22 protein-coding genes, 4 tRNA genes and 1 pseudogene are annotated in these 23617 nt (G+C 47.2%); 14 read left to right on the top strand and 13 right to left on the bottom strand.

The features are described 5' to 3' along the window. Positions 1–48 precede the first annotated feature (48 nt). Positions 49–441 carry an RrF2 family transcriptional regulator gene (locus H8705_RS02740; protein WP_262394332.1) on the top strand — a complete coding sequence of 131 codons (393 nt, stop codon included), beginning with the start codon at positions 49–51 and terminating at the stop codon, positions 439–441. 46 nt (positions 442–487) lie between these two features. Here the strand turns inward: H8705_RS02740 and H8705_RS02745 are convergent, their stop codons facing one another. From H8705_RS02745 to H8705_RS02770, 6 genes are read right to left on the bottom strand one after another with little or no spacing between them, the layout of a single operon-like run. Then, the gene (locus H8705_RS02745; protein WP_262394333.1) at positions 488–1048 is read right to left on the bottom strand and encodes a hypothetical protein; all 561 of its coding nucleotides are present in this window, start codon (positions 1046–1048) and stop codon (positions 488–490) included. A 30-nt stretch (positions 1049–1078) separates the two neighbouring features. Continuing rightward, positions 1079–2344, bottom strand: a complete 1266-nt coding sequence (locus H8705_RS02750; RefSeq protein ID WP_262394334.1) for a putative glycoside hydrolase — start codon at positions 2342–2344, stop codon at positions 1079–1081. Positions 2345–2384: 40 nt separating this feature from the next. Then, positions 2385–2978 carry an Rnf-Nqr domain containing protein gene (locus H8705_RS02755; protein WP_262394335.1) on the bottom strand — a complete coding sequence of 198 codons (594 nt, stop codon included), beginning with the start codon at positions 2976–2978 and terminating at the stop codon, positions 2385–2387. A gap of 56 nt (positions 2979–3034) precedes the next feature. Next, a complete protein-coding gene (locus tag H8705_RS02760; protein ID WP_262394336.1) occupies positions 3035–3685 on the bottom strand; it encodes an Rnf-Nqr domain containing protein in 651 nt (216 codons plus the stop codon). Then, on the bottom strand, positions 3648–4649 hold the full coding sequence (locus H8705_RS02765) for an RnfABCDGE type electron transport complex subunit D (protein WP_262394337.1): 1002 nt from the start codon (positions 4647–4649) through the stop codon (positions 3648–3650). Before H8705_RS02765 ends, H8705_RS02760 begins: the two co-directional genes overlap by 38 nt. Continuing rightward, positions 4646–6355, bottom strand: a complete 1710-nt coding sequence (locus H8705_RS02770) for a 4Fe-4S dicluster domain-containing protein (RefSeq protein ID WP_262394338.1) — start codon at positions 6353–6355, stop codon at positions 4646–4648. The genes H8705_RS02765 and H8705_RS02770 overlap by 4 nt, the downstream gene beginning before the upstream one ends. Before the next feature lie 134 nt (positions 6356–6489). On the opposite strand from H8705_RS02770, the gene H8705_RS02775 reads away from it, so the two are divergent. Beyond that, positions 6490–7065, top strand: a complete 576-nt coding sequence (locus H8705_RS02775; protein WP_262394339.1) for an adaptor protein MecA — start codon at positions 6490–6492, stop codon at positions 7063–7065. Positions 7066–7101: 36 nt separating this feature from the next. Here the strand turns inward: H8705_RS02775 and rpe are convergent, their stop codons facing one another. Next, a complete protein-coding gene (gene rpe / locus H8705_RS02780) occupies positions 7102–7767 on the bottom strand; it encodes a ribulose-phosphate 3-epimerase (protein ID WP_262394340.1) in 666 nt (221 codons plus the stop codon). Positions 7768–8019: 252 nt separating this feature from the next. Between rpe and H8705_RS02785 the strand changes: the two genes are divergently transcribed. The 4 genes from H8705_RS02785 (at position 8020) to H8705_RS02800 (ending at position 8457) form a co-directional block, all read left to right on the top strand. After that, positions 8020–8093: transfer RNA gene (locus H8705_RS02785), tRNA-Gly, on the top strand. Positions 8094–8123: 30 nt separating this feature from the next. Further along, positions 8124–8200, top strand: a tRNA-Arg gene (locus H8705_RS02790). Between the two features lie 53 nt (positions 8201–8253). Next, positions 8254–8330 (top strand) — tRNA-His (locus H8705_RS02795). Between the two features lie 52 nt (positions 8331–8382). Then, positions 8383–8457: transfer RNA gene (locus H8705_RS02800), tRNA-Gln, on the top strand. Between the two features lie 542 nt (positions 8458–8999). Here H8705_RS02800 and H8705_RS02805 read toward each other — a convergent pair. The 6 genes and pseudogenes from H8705_RS02805 to H8705_RS02825 form a co-directional block, all read right to left on the bottom strand. Beyond that, entirely contained in the window at positions 9000–10778 is a 1779-nt protein-coding gene (locus H8705_RS02805; protein WP_262394341.1) for an adenine deaminase C-terminal domain-containing protein, read from the bottom strand. Positions 10779–10797: 19 nt separating this feature from the next. Continuing rightward, a complete protein-coding gene (locus H8705_RS13765; RefSeq protein ID WP_449355316.1) occupies positions 10798–11712 on the bottom strand; it encodes a sugar ABC transporter ATP-binding protein in 915 nt (304 codons plus the stop codon). Between the two features lie 102 nt (positions 11713–11814). Beyond that, positions 11815–12321: pseudogene (locus H8705_RS13770) on the bottom strand (ATP-binding cassette domain-containing protein); the annotation flags it as partial. A 68-nt stretch (positions 12322–12389) separates the two neighbouring features. Further along, positions 12390–13430, bottom strand: coding sequence for a sugar ABC transporter substrate-binding protein (locus H8705_RS02815; protein ID WP_262394343.1), 1041 nt, complete (start codon positions 13428–13430; stop codon positions 12390–12392). Positions 13431–13476: 46 nt separating this feature from the next. Continuing rightward, a complete protein-coding gene (locus tag H8705_RS02820; protein WP_262394344.1) occupies positions 13477–14475 on the bottom strand; it encodes an ABC transporter permease in 999 nt (332 codons plus the stop codon). Continuing rightward, positions 14472–15323: an ABC transporter permease gene (locus H8705_RS02825; protein ID WP_262394345.1), complete on the bottom strand. Its 852-nt coding sequence runs from the start codon at positions 15321–15323 to the stop codon at positions 14472–14474. Before H8705_RS02825 ends, H8705_RS02820 begins: the two co-directional genes overlap by 4 nt. Before the next feature lie 87 nt (positions 15324–15410). Between H8705_RS02825 and H8705_RS02830 the strand changes: the two genes are divergently transcribed. The 8 genes from H8705_RS02830 to H8705_RS02865 all read left to right on the top strand — a co-directional run bounded on the left by H8705_RS02830 (position 15411) and on the right by H8705_RS02865 (position 23612). Beyond that, positions 15411–16127 carry an ABC transporter ATP-binding protein gene (locus tag H8705_RS02830; protein ID WP_262394346.1) on the top strand — a complete coding sequence of 239 codons (717 nt, stop codon included), beginning with the start codon at positions 15411–15413 and terminating at the stop codon, positions 16125–16127. 20 nt (positions 16128–16147) lie between these two features. Next, positions 16148–16846, top strand: coding sequence for an ABC transporter ATP-binding protein (locus H8705_RS02835; RefSeq protein WP_262394347.1), 699 nt, complete (start codon positions 16148–16150; stop codon positions 16844–16846). 24 nt (positions 16847–16870) lie between these two features. Continuing rightward, a complete protein-coding gene (locus tag H8705_RS02840; RefSeq protein WP_262394348.1) occupies positions 16871–17794 on the top strand; it encodes an acetamidase/formamidase family protein in 924 nt (307 codons plus the stop codon). Positions 17795–18294: 500 nt separating this feature from the next. Beyond that, positions 18295–19062, top strand: coding sequence for a GntR family transcriptional regulator (locus H8705_RS02845; protein WP_262394349.1), 768 nt, complete (start codon positions 18295–18297; stop codon positions 19060–19062). Between the two features lie 28 nt (positions 19063–19090). Continuing rightward, the gene (locus H8705_RS02850; protein WP_262394350.1) at positions 19091–19915 is read left to right on the top strand and encodes a creatininase family protein; all 825 of its coding nucleotides are present in this window, start codon (positions 19091–19093) and stop codon (positions 19913–19915) included. 12 nt (positions 19916–19927) lie between these two features. Further along, complete coding sequence (locus H8705_RS02855) at positions 19928–20755, top strand: creatininase family protein (RefSeq protein WP_262394351.1); 828 nt, start codon at positions 19928–19930, stop codon at positions 20753–20755. A gap of 95 nt (positions 20756–20850) precedes the next feature. Further along, positions 20851–22518, top strand: a complete 1668-nt coding sequence (locus H8705_RS02860) for an ABC transporter substrate-binding protein (RefSeq protein WP_262394352.1) — start codon at positions 20851–20853, stop codon at positions 22516–22518. Positions 22519–22598: 80 nt separating this feature from the next. Beyond that, positions 22599–23612: an ABC transporter permease gene (locus tag H8705_RS02865; protein ID WP_262394353.1), complete on the top strand. Its 1014-nt coding sequence runs from the start codon at positions 22599–22601 to the stop codon at positions 23610–23612. Positions 23613–23617 lie beyond the last annotated feature (5 nt).

The following is a 23617-nucleotide window of genomic DNA, read 5'->3' on the forward strand; positions in this document are numbered from 1 at the left end:
AAAGTATAGCTATTTGGTATACTTTCTGGGAAAAAGGAGATTTTATCAATGCACATTACCTTAGAGGCTGATTATGCTGTGCGTATCGTAAATTGTCTGGCAAAAAATAACGTCCGTATGGACGCTAAGACACTGTCCGCCCAGACAGGCGTTACGCTTCGGTTTTCCCTTAAAATTTTGCGCAAGCTGGTAGCACAGGGGATTGTGCGCTCCTTTAAAGGTACTCAGGGCGGCTATGAATTGGCTCGTCCGGCGGACCAGATTACTTTGGGCGAAGTGATTGAATGTGTGGAAGGGGTTATTACTTTCAGCCGCTGTGTGGACAACGAGGAATTTGTATGCACCTGCGGAGATTCGGCGGACTGTCGTTTTAACAAGGCGTATAAAGAACTTTCCCAGATGGTAAGGGAAAAGCTTTACAGCATTACCTTCGCTCAATAAACACATAAAAATAAAAGGCGGGAAGCTTTTGCTTCCCGCTTTTATTTTAATAATCGATAATTATAAATTCACTCAGCTGACTTTTCTCTTCCAAAGGACGGGAGAAATCCGCCGGAGTATAAGATCCGTAATGAGGACGGCTTGGGTCCTGACAAAGCTTATAGATATTTCCTTTAAAGGAAGAGCCTGCGATAGGGCGGAAATTTGGATAACACCTGGCAATCTCCAGGATGGGAATACAGACGGTAGCTCCCCAATATTCCCCCTGCAGATCTTCGCCGGTAAAAAAGTGGATATGTCCCGGGGTAAAGGGCGTCTCAAACTCTCCTTCACCAGCCGCGAAACGGCCGTCGCTGAACACGGAAAAAGAAAAGCATTTTTCCTGAGTTTGCGCGTCGAAATTAAACACCGCCTTCATACAGCTGGCGGCAAGAGCCGCGGCCTCAAAGGATAAAAACTGTATGTGAAATCCATCTGGAGCAAAGCATAATTTACATTGAGAATAGGGTTTATAATCCCGTTTTTCCAAGGGATAATCGATAATTTTAGCCACATGCAGGGATTCAAAATCCGGCTGGCCATGGAACAACTTCACTTTAAAAGCCATGATAACAACTCCTGTTTAAACAACCGTTATTCATCCCGCAAAAGCGGGATAAGAACCGTTCGGACTGTAGAGGATATAATTGTCCACCCCATTGGCGGAAAGGGCCTCCACTTGAGAAACGATATCCTCATAGGTGTAAATTTTATTATTGGTAAGAACTTGATTTGTAGTATACCCTTGGATCATGGCGGTTATGTCTTTACCGGTGAGATCCGGCTGTAAAAACTTAAGCAGACCGTCCACTGTCTCATAGGGGGTTAATATAGGCCCGGTAAGAGTAAAGTTTTCCAAGGCAAAAACATCTCCGAATTGAGCAGGCTGCACATCCAATATCACATTGGTATTGCTCAGAGCCAATGGATTAGAGCCGTAAAATGTATTGTTTACCCCCAAGGCAGCAACACCGGAGATGTATACTGCCATTTCACCGCCCTGTTGGAGAATTTGCTCCTCGATCTTATCCAGAAAAGAGGCGAGAATATCCGAGCGAGTACTCTCCGCCGCGGTGTTGCCATAGGTGGCAAATTCCTGCCCGTATCCAGTCGGGAAACTTACATTGTCAAGGACAATAGCTTCTACCCCAAGAGAAATACTCTCACAGGCGATATCGGTAATATATGCCTGGGCCAGATCCGAATAGGGGTTTAGCCACGGTTTTCCCCCGTTTTCCTGAGCGTTATCCAGCCACAGTATCTCAGAGTTCATATATTTTACCCCAGCATCGGGAATACGGGAGGCCGCTACCGGATCACGAAAAGCATTGATACGCCCTATAGGAACGATGCCGTTGTCCGTTAGCTTTTTACATAGCGCCTCCAGGTCAAAGGCATTCTCCACCTGCGCCTGTGCCTGCGCTACCAGCTCCAGTGAGGATTGGTACGATATATTTCCTGAAGCATCTTTTAAATCAAACATAATGGCGTTTATAGAAGGCATAGCGGCGATTTGCTCAATAATTTCATTCACTGCTTCTTCATTCGTGAGCATAGAGACTGGAAAATAAATCGCTTTAACCTGCGGCAGGACAGAAATCGGCTCCGGTTCCGGCTCCGGCTCTGATTGAGAAGGAGGAAGAACATCCGCGTTTATCACCGGCTGGAGGTCTTCCTCCCCGGGGGAAGTAAAATCCACTCCGGAAAGAAAGTCAGAAATCGGCCCATAAACGCTCCAGCCCACAAAACCCAAAGCGCATACCGCAAAAACGCAGCAAATAATTTTTACTACTACGTGGGAAGTAGAGCGCGTACGGGAGGTATAGATTTTGTGGTAACGCTTTACTTTATATTGCTTTGCCATTTCTTCACCGCCATTATTGAAATTAGAATTTAAACGTTCATTATGTGGGAAGCTGATGGCCGATCAGGCCATAAATCGCAAGAGAAAAGATTCCGATATAAAGAATCATAATAGGCAGTCCCCGAAAGGATCGCGGCACCTGAGAAAGATGAATGCGTTTTTTCCCTTCATGGATCAAAAGCAGCGCCAGAGTATACCCCACCCCGGAGCCAATAGCAAATCCCAAAGTTTTCAGATAGCCGTATCCTTCCCCTGCAGCAATCAGAAGGCTGCCCAGCACCGCGCTGTTAAAAACAGCGAAGGGAAGCATTGTGCGGTAATAAAAATGAAGTTTAGGAACAAAATATTTTGTCACCAGATGCACCGCGACAAAAATAATACACAGGCACCCGATATATAGCAGATATCTTAGAGCATTCTGCCGGTTATATTCCCGGAGCCAATAATTCAGCGGCCATGCAATGATTGCAGTAGCCAGCATAACCCCAGTAATTGTAGAGCCAAAAAATATGATTTTTCTGGGCTTATTTATAGAAATGGTTCCTTTGGTAAAACCGAACGCACGGGTAAATACCGCGTTTTGCATAACGATTGCTACTAAGATCGTAACAAGAAATTCAGATAACAGATCCATAAGCTGCCTCCTTCAGGACAAAGTATCAAACGGATTTATGCTGCCGAAGACGGTTCTTATGTAACTTTAGGGTTGGAGTGGCGATAGACAGCAAACAATATCAGCCGTTTCAGTCCGCGAAAACCTGCGTTGAGAAACGCTACCAAAATAAATCCGGCAAAAGCAATCTGCAACCCGCTGAATTTTATTGGGAAATTTACGGCGACGCCCCATATAGTGTTATTCCCAAAGTATTCCCGCAGAAGGGAGATCAAGCAGATTGCGAAAGCAAACCCCAAACTGTACATCACCGCGTCCACCAGCGCCATCCAAGGAGAGGGCTTGTCGCTGGAATATTTTGAACATAACCAAAGTAGCATAGTATTAACCGCTACAATGGGAATATATACGCCCAGCGCGTCCACAATTTCTGGAAACATGGGCAGAATAAGGGCGGCGCAGGTAACTACCATGACCATAGAAAATACAGTATAAATGATAGCGCAAATCCATTTTGGCAGTTTCTGCCCGATCAAAGACGCTAATAAAACCGTAGGGATAACTGTGCCCGCCATGGTGATGGAAAGGGCGACGGCGCTTTTTAGATTTACAGAAACCATAACCGCAAACGGCAGCGCTAAACCGCTGATCAGCACCGGATTTTTAGAAAAAAACCCCTCCCAGTAGCGGCTATACTTTTTGTATGTTCTTACTTTTTTTAAGTTCAAGATTCTTCCTCCTTATCAGGCGGTGAAACCCTTCATTATACCGGTCGATCACCGGGACAAAGGCATTGGCAAAAAGAATGGCGAAAGGCACACTTTCTTCAAACCCGCCGAAATAGCGAAACAACATGGTAATCACGCCTGCAAAAATACCATAAACAGCAAGGGAAGAATCCCTCTTAGGACTGGTTACTGGGTCGGTAAGCATAAACACCGCACCGAACAGCAAACTACCAGACATCAACTCAAATAAAACTGACTGTACACCGTTGGTGCCTACCCTTGGAAACAGGAACGCTACAAACGCGGCAGACGCCAAAAAGGGAACAGGGAGCTGCCAGCGTATTGTTTTACGAAACAGCAGAAATACCAAGCAGGTAAGGATCACCAGAATATTGGTGGCTCCCATAGGGCCGGGATAATTGCCAAGCATCATCTCCGTAATATCATTGGTGGGGATACCGCCCAGCTTTAACACAAAAGACGGATTTTGAGAAAGTTTTACGGTAATCTCACCCCAAAGAGGAATTTTGTCGAAAGGCGTCGGATACATAAACACACTGTTGGGCCAGCAAATAGCCGCGAAACAAAATCCAGCGGCCGCGGGATTAAAAAGATTATTTCCCGTTCCGCCGAAGGGATGTTTTACCACTACAATAGCAAACAGCGCTGCCGACACTACAATAGAGTACGGGATGGTAGCAGGCATGACCAAAGCGATAATCAGGCCGGTGACAATGGGAGAAAAATCCTGAAAATTTGGTTTTTTACCCCGAATAAGTATACAAACCAGATCACTGATCCAGGCAGCGGCCACTGATACTGCACAAACTGCAACAGCCCTCAGGCCGTAAAACAAAAACGCAAGCCCGCAAAGTACAAGTAAAAGAAGAATTACGTCGGACATTAAAGTTTTATTGCTCTCCCGGAAGCGTATATGGGGAGCAGGGTATCTATTTAATTTCACTTATGCTCCTCTCCTTCCGACAAAGACTGGGAATCGCTGTTTCTCCGCCACCCCTTAAAGAGAGATTTTTTCTTAGGCGAAGAGATTTGTGAAGCAGGCTCCTCCTCACAGGACGGCTCTGTCAATGCTTCAACCTCTAAGACTTCCTCTGTAACAGTGCCTAAGAGGGAGGACTTTTCTGCATCTTCTGTTTCATTTTCTGTAGGGGAAACAACAACTTCTTCTGCTTTTTCTATTAATTCCTCCAGCTTCTGAGGCAACTCCTCGTCTATTTGCTGAAGACGGGGTTCAGCTAACTGCTCCGCTTTGTCCTGTGAAGGTAAAGACGCTTGCTGAGAGAGTTCTTGAGAAATATTGCTAGGAAGCTCCTGTACCGTCTCTTGCGTCTGCAGCTCTTGAGAGATTTCCTGGGGCAGTTCCTGTACGGCCGCTTCCTCTTGGATATTTTCAGCGGTTTCTAAGGACTGCAGCGCTGCCTGCTCCGTGTCCTGCGCCGCTTTTTGCGCGGCTTGCTCTGCTTTTTGCGCTGCTGCGGCCAGACGGGCGGCGCGTTTTTCCTCCCGGGCTTGACGGCGAAGGGTGCGTTCTTCCATAAACTGGGCAAGATAGGCATCCATTTCTTCTTTTTCTTTTTTGGTTTGCTGCACTTGCATGGCCCGCATAGAACCGGCCATCCGGCGGAAATGTTCCGCTCCGTACATGATGGTTTCTGATAGGTCCAGCTTTGCAGGACAGATATAGCTGCAGGTTCCGCAGCCGATACACATGTGAGCGTCAAACTCCCGAAAAGCGAAATAGCGGTTGAGTTTTACACTGCGATATAAAAAGAAAGGATTTAATCCCTGGGGGCATACGTGGACACAACGGGAACAGCCGATACAGCTAAAATTCTGCACCTTGACGTCCTCTTTGAACGCGAGGATTGCCCGGGTAGTAGCCGTGACTAAGGTGTGTTCTGTATCGATCACACTAATACCCGTCATGGAGCCTCCGATGATTACCCGGCTTGGATCCTCGATCAGACCACACCGCTCCAGCACCTGATTTACCGTCATACCGATAGAAACTTCCAGATTGGTGGGATTTCCGATACAATTGCCCGCCACTGTAACAAAGGCGGTGGTTTGAGGCTTGTTAAACAGAACCGCCCGCGCCAAATACAAGAGCGCACCGGCGCCAACGACCAAAGCTCCTGATTCTCCGGAGAAAATTTTGGAAGCCTGATACTCTGCAGGATAGCCGCCTCGAACTCGTTTTACCTGAAATCCGCCGATCTCCTTTGGAATTTTTACATCCAAATCCGTTAGATTTTTATAAACGGCAAAAAAAGCGTTCTCTGTATTCACTACCTTTTGCAGGAGCTGCAGGCCTATGGCGGCAAGCTTCTGATTTTTCAGCAGGGGATTTAACTGACTAGAAATATACGGTTCGTCGTCGATGGCGTCGCATACCAGCATATGCGAACGCTTTAAAAGAAACGGTTCTAGTTTGTCCGCTAAGAGCTGGCCGTCGCGCTCGTCCACAATATGAGCGTCCCGGGCGATAGATATAATCTGCTGAGGAGTAAGGGCCTGGGGATCGTCTACCGGGTCCCGTTCCATTTGGGCGCTGATCGTATCCGCGTTAAAAAATTCCCGAAGATCTCGGGAAAGAGCAGGTTCTTTGAACTGCTCCAAAACGATTCCTTTATACAAAAATCCTGCCATGGATACAAACCTCCATTAATTATCAAAAATAGAAGGACCACATATATATATAAAATAGAGCCATAAAAGTTTCACCGACAGCAAAACCAGGCGCTGCTTATTTACCAAAAGTTCACTCCACAAGGGGGAATTGTGTGGATATTAGAATGCTAGGACCCGACCGGATTCAAATAATCCTATCCAAAGAGGATATGAGATTGATGGATATTACTTACGAAACGATTGATTATACCAACGAAGAAACAAAAAAACTGATTTTAGAGCTGCTGGACATTGTGCAGATGGCCACCGATTTCCAACCCAATAAATCCAAACTATTTGTAGAAGTGTATCCCACTGGAGAAGGCGGATGTTCTATTTACTTTTCCGCCGTGGAGATTGCGGAGAAAAAGCGGTATCGGATCAAGAAAAACGTTACCGGTCCACTGATCTACCGTTTTTTAGATATTGACGCCTTGATCAGCGCGTCTGTACGGCTGTTTAAACTGTATTGCCACCGAGTTTTAAAAAGCTCCCTTTACCAATTAAAATCCAGCTGGCAGCTGGTAATTTATCCTTTGGATTCTATCGAGAATGTAACCGCCCGCTTTATGGATGAATATGCGGAACGCTGGGGAGAGGGGGAGCTTGCCGCCGCCTATGTAGAGGAACACGGAACCCTGATTATCAAAGAAAATGCCATTGATCTTTTAGCGGCATATTTTGGTTAATATCATCGGGCGGTGAAAAACCGCCCGATAATTTGATTATATGGCACTCCTGGCATGTTCGCGCAGCTCGTCGACCGCTTTTTTATAATCAGGCTTTCCGTAGAGAGCGGATCCTGCAACAAACACATTAGCGCCCGCGCTGTATGCAGCGGCGATCGTGTTGTTGTCAATACCGCCATCCACCTGAATATCCATAGTTAATAAGCCAAGGCGCTCGCACTCCCTGCGGATGATCTCCAGCTTGGGACACATGTCCGCCATGAACTTCTGTCCGCCAAATCCTGGCTCTACCGTCATAACAAGAACCATATCCAGTTGATCTAGGTAAGGAAAAACTTCCTGGGCGGCAGTTTTGGGCTTCAAAGAAATCCCTACCTTTTTACCTTTGCTTTTTATAGCGTCAATTACCGCTTGAGGGGGGGAGTCGCTTTCAATATGAAACACCACCATATCCGCTCCCGCATCAGCAAACTGCGGTCCATAAGTTAAAGGGTCGCTGATCATCAGATGCACATCCAAAAACATATCTGTACTTTTGCGCAGGGAAGCGACCACAGGAAGACCCAAAGAAATGTTAGGGACAAAATGACCGTCCATAACATCTACATGGATCAGATCGGCTCCCGCCAGTTTCATATCGTTGACTTCTTTTCCGAGATTTGCAAAATCACAGGAAAGGATGGATGGGGCAATTTTAAGCATAAATTTTCCTCCAAGTGGCAATAATAATAAATTGTACGCCAAACTGCATAGTAAGACGAATACATTATATCGTAAAGTGTCGGTAATTGCAAGAAAGTGAGCCGGCTCCAGCCAGTTTTAATCTTTCGTTAATATTTCCCACACATTATGCAAAAACTTTCTAAATGTTCAAATTATAGGCATTTATCAGGGATTTGCTATTGACATTTCAGACGCAATTTGATAAAATAATATCCGTCGCTTAAATAATGTGCGGGTGTAGTTCAATGGTAGAATGTCAGCCTTCCAAGCTGAACACGTGGGTTCGATTCCCATCACCCGCTCCATTTTTTTGTTCAGCAGAACAAAATGCTTATGCGCCAGTAGCTCAGCTGGATAGAGCAACTGCCTTCTAAGCAGTAGGCCAGGGGTTCGAGTCCCTTCTGGCGCGCCATTTCGTTTTTTGCGTCGCTCCCTTTGCGGATGTCTGGCGCGGTCCTACATATGGTGGGTATAGCTCAGTTGGTTAGAGCGCCAGATTGTGGCTCTGGAGGCCGTGAGTTCGAATCTCATTACCCACCCCATCTAAAAAAACAGTTCCCCGTCCGCAGCGCGGGCGGGGAATTATTAAAATAATGGGCTATCGTCAAGCGGTAAGACACAGCACTTTGACTGCTGCATTCGCTGGTTCGAATCCAGCTAGCCCAGCCAATAAAAATAACCAGTCGTAAGACTGGTTATTTTTATTGGTGCCGCCTGCGGGCGGGTTATCCGCTACGCTCAAATGAGGGTGAAAACCCTGATGGTTTATCTCCTCGCTAAGAGCCGCCTTTGGCGGCTGCGCTCCAAAACGCGCCTGCGGGCGTAGTCCCTTCACACTCCTCTTTCCTTCCGAAATCAGAAAATTTCTCGGCATCTCTTTTATCCCAGGTAGACACGTCGGAGCAAGCGATATATCGCTTGTTCCGATTTTTTTGGAAAAACCAGAGCGCACCCACGCCGCCGGCCCGGTTGCCGGTACCCTTTGTACGCAAGCGCCCTCGCGGAGGTTTTGCCCCACTACCAACTTTTTGCAGGGCGCGGAGGGTAACACCCATCTGCAAAGGCCGCAAGATTTTTTCACCTTCTTTAGGCAATATAAAGTCTCGAAAACGCCTGTTTATGTTGTAAAAGTGTCCCCAAAGTCTCACGGACACAGTGCAGCGATAAAAAGTATCCGGCCTCCCGAGAGGAAGGCCGGATACTTTTTTAGTTTATACAAACAGATCGATCAACTCTTCGCCGTCCACACGTACGTCCGCCAGACCATAGGTACTGAGCTTGTAAGAGGGGAACTGGGTAGGATATACCATAAAGGCCATTTTGTGGAACACGCTGTCCACAGTACAGCCGATCAACTTTGCGGCCTCGTTTACCGCCTGCATATCCCGGATAACCTGATCCCGTGGGGCCGAGGATACAATCCCTGCAATATCCAGGTGCAGCGCCGCCAATATTTTTCCATTCTGCACTACGACAAAGCCGCCTTCGTGCTCGATGAGATAGTTTGCGGCAATGGCCATATCTTCATCATTGCTGCCGATAATATTTAAGTTTTCGATACAGGGGGCATAGGATTCTGCAATAGCACCGCTGTGAATACCAAAGCCTTTCACCAGCCCTACGCCGATACGCCCGGAACGCTCATGGCGGTCCATGGTAGCAATTTTACAAATATTTCTAGAAGGATCGGCGCAAATGGATCCATCTACGGGAACCATTTCCTCCACCAATGGATCAGTGATCAAAGGGTCTCCGTTCATTCCGATTACCCGCACTTTTACCGGGCCTTTTTCTTTGGTTTCAATCCGGAAGATAGAGCTGTCCAACCGGTCCAAATTCATGGTGTGCATCATATCCTCCGGATATTTTGGGGCCTGGATATTACGGCAATAAACTCCATCTTTTACCGCGTATTCCCCATCGGTGATTACACTGTCGATTACTACATTTTCCAGATCGCTTAATATCAGGATATCAGCGCATTTGCCGGGGGCGATACTGCCGATATCATCCTCCAGACGGAAGAAGCGGGCGGCGTTTAAAGACCCTGCCCGAATAGCCAGGGCGGGAGGAACTCCACATTTGATTGCGGTGCGGACCTTAGCGTCCATATAACCGATTACACCAGCCAGACTGGGATCTATCTCGTCGGTGGAATAACCAAAATCTCCGATCATCTGGAAGTTTCCATCTAGCTTAGGAAGAATATTCCCAAGTTCCATGCCTACAGAACCAAAACGCAGGTGTTCCGATACTCCTACGCGGGCTTTTTCATTGGCTTCGTCGGCAGCGACAGTTTCATGGTCGCTGACATGGTTGGCAAAGCTGATGCCTGCCTGCAATGTTTTTCCACGGACCCCGGAAGCATGGCATACCAGCGCTTTATGCAATTTTTGAGCTTCATGCACAATCCGAAGGAGGCTTTCATTTTTGCCCGCGACCCTTGCCAAATTCAGCTCGTTTACCCCGTAGCAGTCTTCCCAATGAAGCGCTTCAATGGCCATTTCTTCAGTAAAGGTCCCTAGATTTTCAAAGGATTCGTTTTGGTGAAATGCAGGCAGAGGAATAACAAACAGTGGTTTTACCCCGGTTGCTTTCAACTCATCCAGAAAGAAACGAATCCCCTGCAGGGACTTGATAATCCCAATCTCGAAGAAGCCGGTAGCTACGGCGGTACCGCCGTGTTCCAAAGCTAGTTTACCAAACTCGGTCATGCTCATATGGGTGCCGGAGCTGTGCAAATGACCATCGATCAACCCAGGCGCCAGGTATTTGCCTGTGGCGTCAATTTTCTTCGTGTTTTCCCCAATGGTATGAGAAACATCTCCCACAAAGGCGATACGACCATGTTTCATAGCCACGTCCGCCGGATACACCTCCAGGGTGTACACATTAACAAGTTGGCCGCCTAAAATTACCGTATCGGCTTTTTCCTCCCCCAGAGCAGTATTCATTAGACTACATTTCTGTTCGAAGCTTAAATCTTTCATATTGCTAGGTTTCCTCCCTTCAACTGGCAGCTGGATTGCTGCGGTCCTCCGGCTGGTTCATAATCGCGTTAATAATTCTCTGCTCATTGATATCCTCTCCAGACAACTGCGCGCAGATACGTCCATCCCGGATACAGAGCAACCGGTTGGAAACGCCGATGATTTCCGGCATTTCCGAGGAGATTAAAATAACCGCCATGCCTTCTTCCGCCAGCTGGGAAATAAACCGATGGATATCTGCTTTGGCTCCGATATCAATGCCGCGGGTGGGTTCGTCCAAAATCAGCAGATCCGGCTGGATCGCCAGCCATTTCCCCAATACGATTTTTTGCTGATTTCCGCCGGAAAGCTGCGCAGTCAGCTGCTCTGAGCTTGCGGCGTTAATTTTAAGCTTATGGCGGTACTCCTCATAGATTTCGAACGTCTTGGCCGTATCAACAAAACCGCCCTTCTTTATCCAAGGTAATTTTACCAGACTAATATTTTTACGGCAAGTCTCTCCTAAAACCAAGCCTTGTTCCTTCCGGTTCTCCGGGACGAAGGCCATTTTATGGCGTACCGCCTGCACGCTGTTTCGAATTTGTATTTTCTTGCCTTTATAGTAGATATCCCCCCGACTGGGACGAGTGATGCCAAATAAGCTTTCTACAATTTCTGTGCGTCCTGCGCCCACCAAACCATAAAGGCCAACAATCTCGCCTCTGCGCACAGAAAAACTGATATCTTCGTATTGCCCTTCCCGGCAAAGGCCCTCTACTCGTAGAAGCTCTTCTCCAGGCTGGGCTTTGTTTTTGATATAATAATTGCTTATGCTGCGCCCAATCATACATTGAATAATTTCATCAATCGTGGTATTTGCAGTAGCAAAATCCCCCGAGGCTTTTCCATCCCGCAGAACCATAGCCCGATCGCTGATCTCCATAATTTCATCCATCTTATGGGAGATATAGATAACAGAGGTGCCCTTTTGTTTGAGTTCTCGGATATTTTCGAAAAAGACGTCTTTTTCTTTATCAGTAAGAGAAGAGGTAGGTTCGTCTAAAATGAGTATTTTTGCGCCCAAAGCGATACCGCGGGCAATCTCCACCATCTGCCGCTGGGCGATGGGGAGACTTCCGATGGGGGTTTTCGGATCTACATCGCACTTAATTTCCGCAAGCACCTTGCGGGCATCTTCATACAAAGTTTTCCAGTCAATGCGCCCATGTTTTAACGGAAGGCTTCCAAGGTAAATATTCTCCGCCACAGAAAGGTCCATGACAAGGGATAATTCCTGGAACACCATGATAATTCCCGCTTGCTTGGCTTCCACCGGGGCTTTGAAAATCCTGCGCTGACCCTGGTAGTAAATTTCACCTTTGTCACTGTCCGGTTGATAAATACCGGCAAGCACCTTCATCAATGTGGATTTTCCGGCTCCGTTCTCCCCGCAGAGAGCCAACACCTCACCGGGCCTTAGCTTAAGATCCACATCGTCCAATGCGGTCACACCAGGGAAGGACTTTGTAATGTGTCTCATTTCCAAAATATATTCGTTTTCCATAATTGCCCTCCATTGGCTATAAGCCGTCCCTCGCGCGAAAGGCGCGAAGGGCGGCTTAGATGGTTAAATCATTTCCAGACTTCAAATCCATTGTCGGTGATCACCTGACGAACATTTTCAGAGGTTACAGGATACAGGTCATACCGGGTCAGGAATTCTACTTCTTCGCCTTTCGCAATTTTCACGGCGGTATCCATTACTGCTGGAGCTTCCGGGAAAGGAGACTGGAGAACACAGGCATCGATGATACCGTCCTCCATACATTTTACGCCCTCTTCATTGCCGATAAAAGCGCAGGCGATAATGGGAATATCCATGTTGGCAGCTTTCAAAGCATTGTAAGCACCGATAGCGATATTGTCGTCCGCCGCGTAAAGAGCGTCAATCTGGTCGCCATATTTCAGGATAAGCTTTTCCATCTGCTGCTGTGCTTTTTCACGGTTCCAGTCAGCGTTCTGAGTTTCCAGGATGGTGATATTTTCTGGAATGCTGGCTTCAAATCCGTCCTGACGCCAGGTGGAAACGTCGTAGCCGGGGGTACCGGTCAGCTGAACAACATTAGCGCCGTCCGGGAACATATCCGCCAGCATTTCGGCGCACATAACCGCTTCCTGGTAATGGTCCGGGCCAACAAAGGCGGTCAGATACTCTTCGCCGCTGGGATCGATGGGGTTGTTAGTGCACATGATGGGAACACCCGCTTCTTGAGCCTGCTGTAAGCCAGGGATAACAGAAACGGAATCGGTGGCCCACACAATGATGGCGTCCATATCCTGCTGGATAAAGTCCTGGATCTGGCTGATCTGAGTATTAACGTCGCCAGCGGCGTCCAAAACCGTTAATTCAACTCCCTCCAAGGTGGAAGCATATTCCCGAAGCAGTTCATCACATTTGGTCTGGTAGTCGTCAATACCGATGTTATTGGCGGACATACCAATACGGACTACTTCTTTTTCGCCGTCGGCAGGGGCTTCACTGGAAGCGTCGCTTGCGGGCTGGTCGGCGCTGCTGCTGGGGGCGGGGGTAGAGCTGTCAGTGCTGGAAGCGCAGCCTGCCACGCAGGTAAGAATCATAAGTGCGGATAAAATAAGGGCTACTACTTTTTTCATCGAAATTCTCCTCTTCTTGTTTTTTTATATTGAACCTTAGAAAGGCTCATTCCTTTTGTAACTTTTTGGGCGCTCCTGGAATGTTAGCCCGTTTGGAAGGAACGGATTGTTCCCGCAGAACGATATCCATATATAGCACGATGATCAGGATAATTCCCATAACCAGGGTGTTATAGTAAGAAGAAAGTTTTAACAGGTTCATCGCATTGTTGATCATGCCCAGGGTACACAGACCGCCTAAGGTATAAAACATATTTCCGTACCCGCCGGAAAGCTTGGTGCCGCCCAATACTACGGCGGCAATCGCCAGCATATGGGCGTCCGGCCAGCCTAGGGTAGGGGAGGCAGAATTGAATTTGGAAGCGTACATCACGCCGGCTACCGCCGCGCAGAAAGAACAGATTACAAAGTTGAGAATGACTGTTCTGTCTACATTGATACCGGCATTTTGCGCAGAGGACATATTGCCCCCCGCAGCGTAAGTGTTACGCCCATGGCGGGTGAAATACAGAACCGCCTGCCCCAGAAGAATGAAAGCCAGACAGATCCAAACTGGGTTGGGCAGGCCAAGGAAACTTCCCCGGCTTAATTCATAGAAGGCTTTGGAACTGCCTCGGACCGTCTGCTGGGTGTACATATAGGTAATGCCGCGGAAAATCGTCATTCCAGCCAAAGTAACAATGAACGCGTTGATTTTCAGTTTGGTTACTAACAGTCCGTTGATCAGTCCCACCGCAGCTCCCAGGCATAAAGCCAGCAGGATAGAGGGAATAAGTCCGATTACTGGAGTCAGTCCTACGGTGAGGCAGGAGGTAAGTCCCATGAGGGTGCCTACAGAAAGGTCAAAGTAACCGTTTAGGATAACAAAGGTCATTCCTGCGGCCAAAATCCCTTTTTCCGCATTTTGGCCCAAGATATTCACAAAATTGCCTAAGGAGAAAAACTTATCAATAAAGAAGGAACACACAAGAAAAACAATCAGAAAAATAGGAATAATCGTATTTTTTCGAAATTTTTCAGTTATCCAAGTAAAGAGATTACTCATGCTTTGCCGCCTCCCTTTCCTTGGATTTTTGCTCTTTTGGACTGCAGGTCCACACATACTACCACTAAGATGATCAGACCGTTTGCCAGCCATTGGGTAGAATAGGGCAGCCCCATCATAACAAAGCCGTTGTCTAATACCCGCAAAATTAAAATGCCGATAAACGCTTTTACTACGCTGCCGCTGCCGCCGGTAAGACTGGCGCCTCCCAAAATGACGCCGGCGATTACATCCATTTCATATCCTTCGCCGATAGCGTTTTGGGCGGAACCAACGCGGGACGCCAGCATAATCCCGGCAATGGCGGTCATCATTCCAGATAAGATAAAGGTCAGCGTTACCAATTTACGGTCGTTGACTCCGGAAAATCTGCTGGCAATCTGGTTGCCTCCTACCGACATCAACTGGCTGCCGAATACCGTACGTTTTAAAACAATTTCAAAAATAGCCACAGTGATCAGGCAGATGACGACCAAGGTGGGGATAAACCCGACAAATCCCTGGCCGATCTGTAAAAACCAACTGGTTTCAGCGTTTTTAAGCACGCTGTTTTTTCCCCCTGAAACAAAGTAGGTAAGCGCCTGCACGATTCCCATCATCCCTAAGGTGACAATCATAGAATTTAGACGCAGGTAGCCCACTAAAAGTCCCGAGATCAATCCGAACAGGATCCCCATAAACACAACAGCGAGCATAGCAGCTACGGGTCCGATAATATTAAATAGCTGAATAACCAAAACGGTAGAGAAAGATAAGATAGATCCAACAGAAAGATCAAAGTTTCCACCGATGATTACATATGTAGTGTTGGGCGCGATCCTGATTTTGGTGGTCCTTATTGTACTCAATGGGATTATCGACACCGCCTTTCAGTTCATTGACCAGTTTGTCAAAGAACATTTCACCAAGAGTACGCAAAAGGAGGGGACCCGTGTATGACTGACGCCATATTGGAATTAAAAGGACTGTCAAAATATTTTGGCGGAATTAAGGCCAATGACGATGTAAATATGAGCATCGAAAGAGGCGAGCTTCATTGTCTGATCGGCCCCAACGGTGCAGGAAAAAGCACGATTTTTCGTATGATTATGGGAGAATATCCTCCCACCAAAGGCGAGATTATTTATGAAGGAAAGAATATTACCAAACTAAAGATGTGGCAGCGGGCATATCGGGGGATCAGCATAAAAATGCAGATCCCAGGCGTATTTGGAGAGCTGTCCTTGTATGATAATATCCGAATTGCACTCCAAAAACATGTCTCCCAACAGGAAGTAGAGGCTGAAATTCAGCGGCTAATTCATTTTGTAGGAATCCAGGACCTTGGCAATCCCTTGGTGAAAAATATGTCTCACGGCCAGCAGCAATGGCTGGAAATCGCCATGGCTCTGGCGCTTCGCCCGAAACTGCTTCTTTTAGACGAGCCGGCGGCGGGGATGGGGCCGGAAGAGACGGAGTTTACCGCCCAATTAGTAAAGAAAATTAACGCCCAAGGGATAACGGTAATTTTTATTGACCATGATATGAACTTTGTACGCAGGATAGCCAAACGGGTAACCGTTCTGCACTGCGGTAAGATTTTCAAAGAAGGCCCCTTGGAAGAAATTGAAGCCGATAAAGACGTCATCCAGATTTATCTGGGCGAAGACTAATGGCAATAGGAGGCGAGTGGATGCTTAAAGTACAAGGCCTAGTATCAGGTTATGGAAAAGTTCAGATAATCCGTGGGGTTGACATTGAAATCAGCAGTGGGGAGATTGTATCTATCATCGGCAGAAACGGGGTTGGAAAAACCACCCTGATGAAAACGATTATGGGAGCTATTCGGCCTATGGCGGGCAAGATTGAGATAGACGGAAAAGACTTCACTAAAAAACCAATCTATACCCGGGCGGCGGATGGAGTGGGCTATGTGGAGCAGGGGCATGGTATTTTCCCGGCACTGACCGTAGAAGAAAATTTGAAGATCGGACTCGGGATCAACAATATGAAGAAATCCAAAGACTTAAGCATTGCCCATGAATATTTTCCTATATTGCTCTCCCGCAGCAAACAAAAGGCAGGTACTCTTTCCGGCGGAGAACAGGCAATGCTGTCTATTGCCAGGGTATTGGTGGCAAAACCGAGAATTATCCTGCTGGATGAGCCTTCAGAGGGGGTGCAGCCCAATGTTGTCAATCAGATTGGAGAAATTATCTCTAAATTCAGTAAAGAAATGAACATTACTATTCTTTTAGTAGAACAGCATTTAAAGCTGATTCAAAGTATTTCTCAACGGGCGTATGCCTTGGATAAGGGTGTTATTGTAGGAAATCTTACTCGGGAAGAATTGCTGGATAACGATACAGTAGCCTCTTATCTTACTGTTTAATTGAGCGTAAGGAGGATTTAAGCTATGCGAGAAATAAAATTAACCGACGATCAATATAGCTATGTGTTTACCCCTTACATAGAGCCGGTAGCTACCGTCCAGCCGGGGGAAACAGTCGCATTATATACGATGGACGCGTTCAGTAATAAAATCGTCAGCAATAAGCAGCGGGCAGGAGAAGTATTTAAAACCTTAAAGGGAGATAATCCGCAAACAGGACCAATTAAAATTGAAGGCGCGGAGCCAGGGGATATGTTGAAGGTGGAAATTATCGACATTGAGGCTACCCGGGATTTTGCCGCCAGCTGTTTTAATCCGAATTTTGGGGGACTGGTGAGCACCCGTACCACCCGGATGCTGCATGAACCGCTGCCTGACCCCTGTTATATTTACAAACGGGATGAAAATGGAAACTACACTTACAACAGTCGACTTTCTTTTAAATGGGAACCATTTTTAGGAACCATCGCCACCTCCCATGCAGTGGAAGTGATTAAAACGATCAGCCCCTTTGAAAACGGAGGAAATATGGACGTGCCGGATGTAAAACCGGGAAATATTGTATATCTGCCGGTTTCAGTGCCGGGGGCGTATTTCTTTACCGGAGATGTTCATGCCAAACAGGGAGAAGGGGAAGTATGCGGGGTAGCTATGGAGATTACTGCCAAAGTAACCTTAAAGTTTGATCTAATCAAACACCACAAGATTTTATGGCCCAGAATTGAAAGCCCTACTGAATTAATGTGCGTAGGAAGCGCCAAACCTATGGAAGACGCGGCCCGTATTGCTTATTGCGAACTGTTGGGATGGCTGGTGGAACTGGGCTGGGATAAATGGGAGGCATATCAGGCGATCACACAGGCAGGCAAGCTATATGTAGGAAACATGGTGGATACGGTATACTCTTTGGTAGCGAAAATTGACAAAGAAATTGCTTACAGAAAGTAGAACAGTTTGAGGTTTTGAGTAATAAAAAAGGCCCCGCCGAGCGGGGCCTTCCCCACAAGTACTAAAATTGAACTATGGGGTAGCCGGTACGCAACAGTGAAAGCCTGAAGGTCAAATCTTCAGGCTTTCACTGCGTTTTAGGAGAATTTTTTGTTGCATTTGGTGATAGCTTTATCCAGTGACACGAAATTTTTAACCCCTGCCCGTCCGGCGGGCGGGCAGCTCCCTTGCAGAATCACAGCTGTACATCCGTCGATTTTAGATCTCAATACATAAGAACGGGTTTGTTTTGTTAAATTAACAAAATTTACATAAATAAATTTATTCAAACAACCAATCTTTTTTAATTCTGTTGACAGGCATGTTAATAATATTATATTATTACTATAATACAATATTACATTAGTGCTTTGTTGATATTTTACTCCTCAAATTATGGAAATTTACGATATCATGTTATAAAATAGATATAAGATATCTACATCAAAGGAGAATTCGACATGGTATGGGAAAATAGCAAAAAGGGAAAACCAATTATTGATAAGAGCAATCCAATTCCGCTGTATTATCAATTGATCAACTTGATTCATGAGAAAATCAAAAGTGGTGAGCTAAAGCCAGGGGATGCACTGCCAACGGAACATGAATTCCGGAAAATTTACGGTTTAAGTCAGACAACCATCCGCAAAGCCATTTCTGAGTTGATCCACGAAAACATTGTGGAAGCACACAGACCAAAGGGTGTATTTGTCTGCCAGCCTAAGATTGAGGAATATTCCAATGGGTTCCTTACAAGCTTTACCGAAGAATTTCGGCAGAGCGGTTATCAACCGCGCAGCAGGATCCTGTGCTTTGAAACCGTTCCGCTCTATGGGCATATTGCAGAGGAATTGAAAATGTCACCAGGCGAAAGGGCGCATTATATTTATCGACTGCGTTATTTGAATGATGACCCGGTTTCGATCAACTACGATTATATTTCCAGTACATTCGTTCCAAACCTGCAATATGAAGACTTCGCAGAAACAGGAAAAGAACAGTCCTTATATTATATATTGCGGGAAGTTTATAAAATCAAGCTGGTTCGCGCCGTGGAAACAGTGACCGCTGTTTTGCTCAGCAAAGAAGAGGCGGCGCTGCTGAATACGGCGGCGGGTACGCCGGTTATCAGTCGAAAACGATTGGCGTTTGATGAATCAAATCACCCGATTCTTTCGGAAAAAACGCTGATTCGGTATGTATATAAGACAACCCTTGTAGGAAAATAAAGTCAATCAAAATGAGGAGGATGGGTAGATGCAGTGCAGTTTTGATTTTACAGGTCCGCGATGGCTGCAAAATATGAAATGGAAGCAGGTCGCGGATTATCTGGAGCAGGGAGGAGATACAATCATCCTTCCTTGCGGGCAGACCGAACAGCACGGTCCGCATCTCCCAATGGGTACAGATACATACGCCGCGATGGCAATGGCAGATTCTTTAGCAGAACGTGTAGACGCATTGATTGCACCTCCAATATGGGTAGGATGGGCGCCGCGGATGCAGGCATTTCCGGGCAGTATGACCTTGCGTGCAAGCACGTTGGAGAAATTGTTGATTGATTGCCTGGAGGTATTGGCTTACCAGGGGTTCAAACGAATCTATGTACTTAACGGTCATCGGCGGGAAAATCTGCCGCCGATTGAAATCGCCTGCGCAAAGGTGCGGTATAAAACCAATGCCTGGATTGCGATTTTAGACCCCTCCTATTTCGGAATGAAAGCGCAGGTTGCGCTGCGAAATGGAAATGCGAACCTGCTTTCGCATGCAGCCGGTATTGAAACCGCCAACATGCTGTATGTTGTTCCGGAGCTTGTACACGAAGATTTGTTTGAAGATACCCCAGAAGAAAAGCAGTTGAATGTTGACCAATATGTCATGAAAGACAAAGCTTTGCTCTATGACACGCCTGCGGAGTTTAGACAATTGCGAGGAGAAAAGGGTGTGCGTGGTACAGTAACCTGGGGAACTGCTGAACGAGGAAAGAGTTATCACGAAGCGGTTGTCACGGGAATGGAGGCATTTATTCGCGAGCATAGCAACCGCCCGGCAGAGTTGAACACCAACGCCTGTATCGTTTGAAAGGAGTACATTGTGAACAGAAAAATTGATTTTTGTGGGCATCGGTGGCTCCAAAATATGACCTGGATGGAAGTGGAGGCTTATTTGAATCGCGGTGGGAAATCTATAATCATTCCCTGCGGACAGACTGAACAGCATGGTCCACATCTTCCGATGGGCAACGACACCTATGTTGCCATCGCGCTGGCGGAAACGGTAGCTGAATTGACAGACACCCTGATTGCTCCCCCTGTTTGGTTGGGATGGGCCCCCCGGATGCTCGCTTTCCCCGGAAGCATGACCGTCCGTGCGGAGACACTGACAGATATCCTGATTGATTTGTGTGAATCGCTGATGGTTCATGGATTTGAACGATTTTATATCATCAACGGACATCGGCGGGAAAACCTGCCCCCGATGGAGATTGCTTGTACCCGTCTGCGCTATCAGACAGGCGCTCTTGCGGCGGTTTTGGATCCGTCGTATTTTGGGATGGAGGAACAGGTGCAGTTGAGTGAGGGAAACCGCAATATCCAATCTCATGCCTGTGGAACAGAGACGGCACATATGATGTATATTGACCGGTCGCTGGTGGATGAGGGGAGTTTTAAGAATTCCCCTGCTGAACAAATGCCAAATCTGGATCATTTTGTTTTAGACAACGATCATGCTATTTACTACGATACACCGGAAGAATTTCGTGCATATCGGGGACCGGACGGCGTTCGCGGAGATGTGGCGTGGGCGACTGTCGAGCGCGGCGAGGCGCTGCATAAAGCAATGGCAAAGGGGATGGCAGATTATATCCTGCGCAGCCGAAATATGCCGCTGCAAATCCGAAAGCCCGAGCCGATCGCTTGAAAAACATCTGGGAAGCAGTCCTGTGCGGTAGGGCCCACTGTTCAGGATATGAAAGAAAAAATCAACTCAATCCAAATAGAAAAGGAGAAAAGCAAATGAAATTACGAATTACAGCCTTATCACTCGTATTGTGTATGTTGCTTTCCCTCTTGGCAGGATGCGGCGGCTCTGCAAGTTCTGGAGCTGCGTCCGGAGCTGCAAGCACAGCAAGCCAGAGCGGAGAAGCGGCGGCTCCTGCCGGCGACGAAATCACTCCGCAGGAAACCCTGACGGTTGCTGCAAAGGCAACCCCGCAGGGAATCGATACGAGTTTCCACAACTCTATCGAATCCATGCAGGCATTTCGCAATACGATGGATACATTGCTTGCTTTCCCGCAGGTCCAAAATGAAGACGGTGAATGGATGCAGGATTTCAGCAAGCTGGAAGGCCGTCTTGCGGAGAAATGGGAGCGCTCAGAGGATGGGAAAACGGTTACTTTCTATCTGCGCAAGGGCGTAAAAAATCAGTATGGAAATGAACTGTGCGCGGAAGATGTTCGCTGGACGATTGAACGCGGTCTTGCGCTGGATGCGGTTATGTCATTCTTCTGCACGGTTGTCGCACAGATATATGATGTTGAGCAGGTCACCGTTATTGATGATTACACGGTAAGCATTACCACCGAAGAACCAAATCCGATGCTGGAAACTTGGGCATGTCACGCGTTCAACGGCATTTTCGACTCGACAGAAGCCAAAAAGCATGTAACAGAAAGCGATCCTTGGGCGACTGAATGGTTGGCCAACAATGCATGCGCATACGGCCCGTTCATTATCGAAACCTGGAATGCCGGCCAGGAGGTTGTCTTTGTGGAGAACCCGAACTACTGGGGCGGCAAACAGCCGATTCGAAAGGTTATCTACAAAGAGGTTCCTGACGCAGCAAACCGGTTGGCGCTCATCCAGTCGGGCGCAGTCGATATGGTCGAACAGCTCCCGACGCGGCAGCTCATCGAGGCCAAAGATGTTCCGGGCGTCAAGGTTCACAGCTATGACAGCAACGTCATTTGCCACATCGAGATGAATGTGGAAGATGAGATCCTCGGAAATGTGCTGGTGCGGCAGGCAATGAACTATGCGTTCCCATATAATGAAGTTCTGGAATCGGTTCTGTTTGGCATGGCTTCTCAGGCGAAGAGTATGAACCCTTCTACCTATCCGGACTATTTCGGCGATGAGACGTGGAATTATACCACCGATCTGGACAAAGCCAAAGAATTACTTACAGAGGCCGGTTATGGCAATGGCTTTACGTTCGATTGTTATGTTGACGCAGGCGTTGACGAGCACATTCAGATGTTGGTCATGTTCCAGACCAATCTGGCAAAGCTGGGCGTCACGATGAATATTGTGCAGCTGCCTACGGGGGATTTCTACACGCAGATCCTCGAAAACAAATTCCCGATGTCTATTTGGCAGGATATGCCTGGATTGCCTGATGGTGTGTTCGGCTATGCGCTTTGGGCGGTCGGCAGCAGCAGTATTAATCACAGCAATATCGATGATCCTGAGCTTAACAACCTATACATGCAGAATGTTTCAACCCTTGATCCAGCAGAGCGCAGCGAGGCGAATCTCGGGATTCAGAAGATTCTGATGGAGCAGGCTCCGTGGATTTACATCGCGGAAACCGGTTGGCATTATACTGCACGGGAAAATGTTGATGGAATCACTTGGCACACGCTGCAAGATATCCGTTGGAACTTTGTTTCCAAAAGCTAATTATCTCTGAAAAAACAGGCAGATGTCAGATTTGACAGCTGCCGATATCAAAATTACAACACTTTGAGGGAGGGTGCGCATTGGCAAGATTTGCGAAATACCTTTGCAGAAGGCTTTTGATTATGATTCCCCAGCTTTTGGGCATTACATTGGTGGCGTTTTTGCTGGTGCGTCTTTTGCCCGGAAACCCTGCAACAGCAATGGCGGGATCGTTGGCTACACCGGAGACGGTTGCGGCAATCGAAGCGCGGTTGGGGTTGGACCAACCGCTGCCCACACAGTTTATTATGTACGTGAAGAATATTTTGCAGGGTGATTTCGGAAATTCATGGTATACCAGCAACCCGGTCACCAGTGATTTGGCTGTGCGTTTTCCCGCTACGCTGGAGCTGATTTCACTGAGCATGCTGATAGCAATTATTGTTGGTGTCATCGGAGGCTCCATTGCGGCGCTGAAGCCAAAAGGAGTCGTTGACCGCGTCACCAGCGGGTTTGCAACAATTGCAGGTGCGCTGCCGGAATTTTGGATTGGCCTGCTTTTCATTTATGTCTTTTATGTACGTCTAGGCATTGCTGCAGCACCGATTGGGCGTTTGGATCTACAATTTTCCACACCGCCACCGGTAACAGGTATGATTCTGATCGATACCTTTCTTACTGGAGACATGGCAATGTTCCGTTCTGCCGTTTCCCATTTGATTTTGCCGGTGCTGACGCTTTCGATTGCACTGATAGGGCCGATCCTAAAGATGTCTCGCACCTCAATGCGGGATGCGATTGATTCGGATTATGTACATTATGCGCGCATGTGTGGTATGAAAAAGAAATATGTGGTCGGATATGCGTTCCGCACTGCATTGCCCCCGATTGTAACGATCATTGCGGTGTATTACGGGTTTATGCTCGGCGGCGCAGTTTTGGTTGAAAAAGTGTTTGGATGGGGTGGCTTCGGCCAGTATGCGGTACAATCGGTTATCAACAAGGATTATTTCGCCGTGCAGGGATTTTTGATGCTGGCGGCTGTGTTCTCGTTGTTCATCTATTTGGCGGTTGACATCATCTATATGATTGTTGACCCAAGACAACGCCCATGAGAGGG

The sequence above is a fragment of the Youxingia wuxianensis genome (assembly GCF_014385085.1).
GTDB classification, from domain to species: domain Bacteria; phylum Bacillota; class Clostridia; order Oscillospirales; family Ruminococcaceae; genus Youxingia; species Youxingia wuxianensis.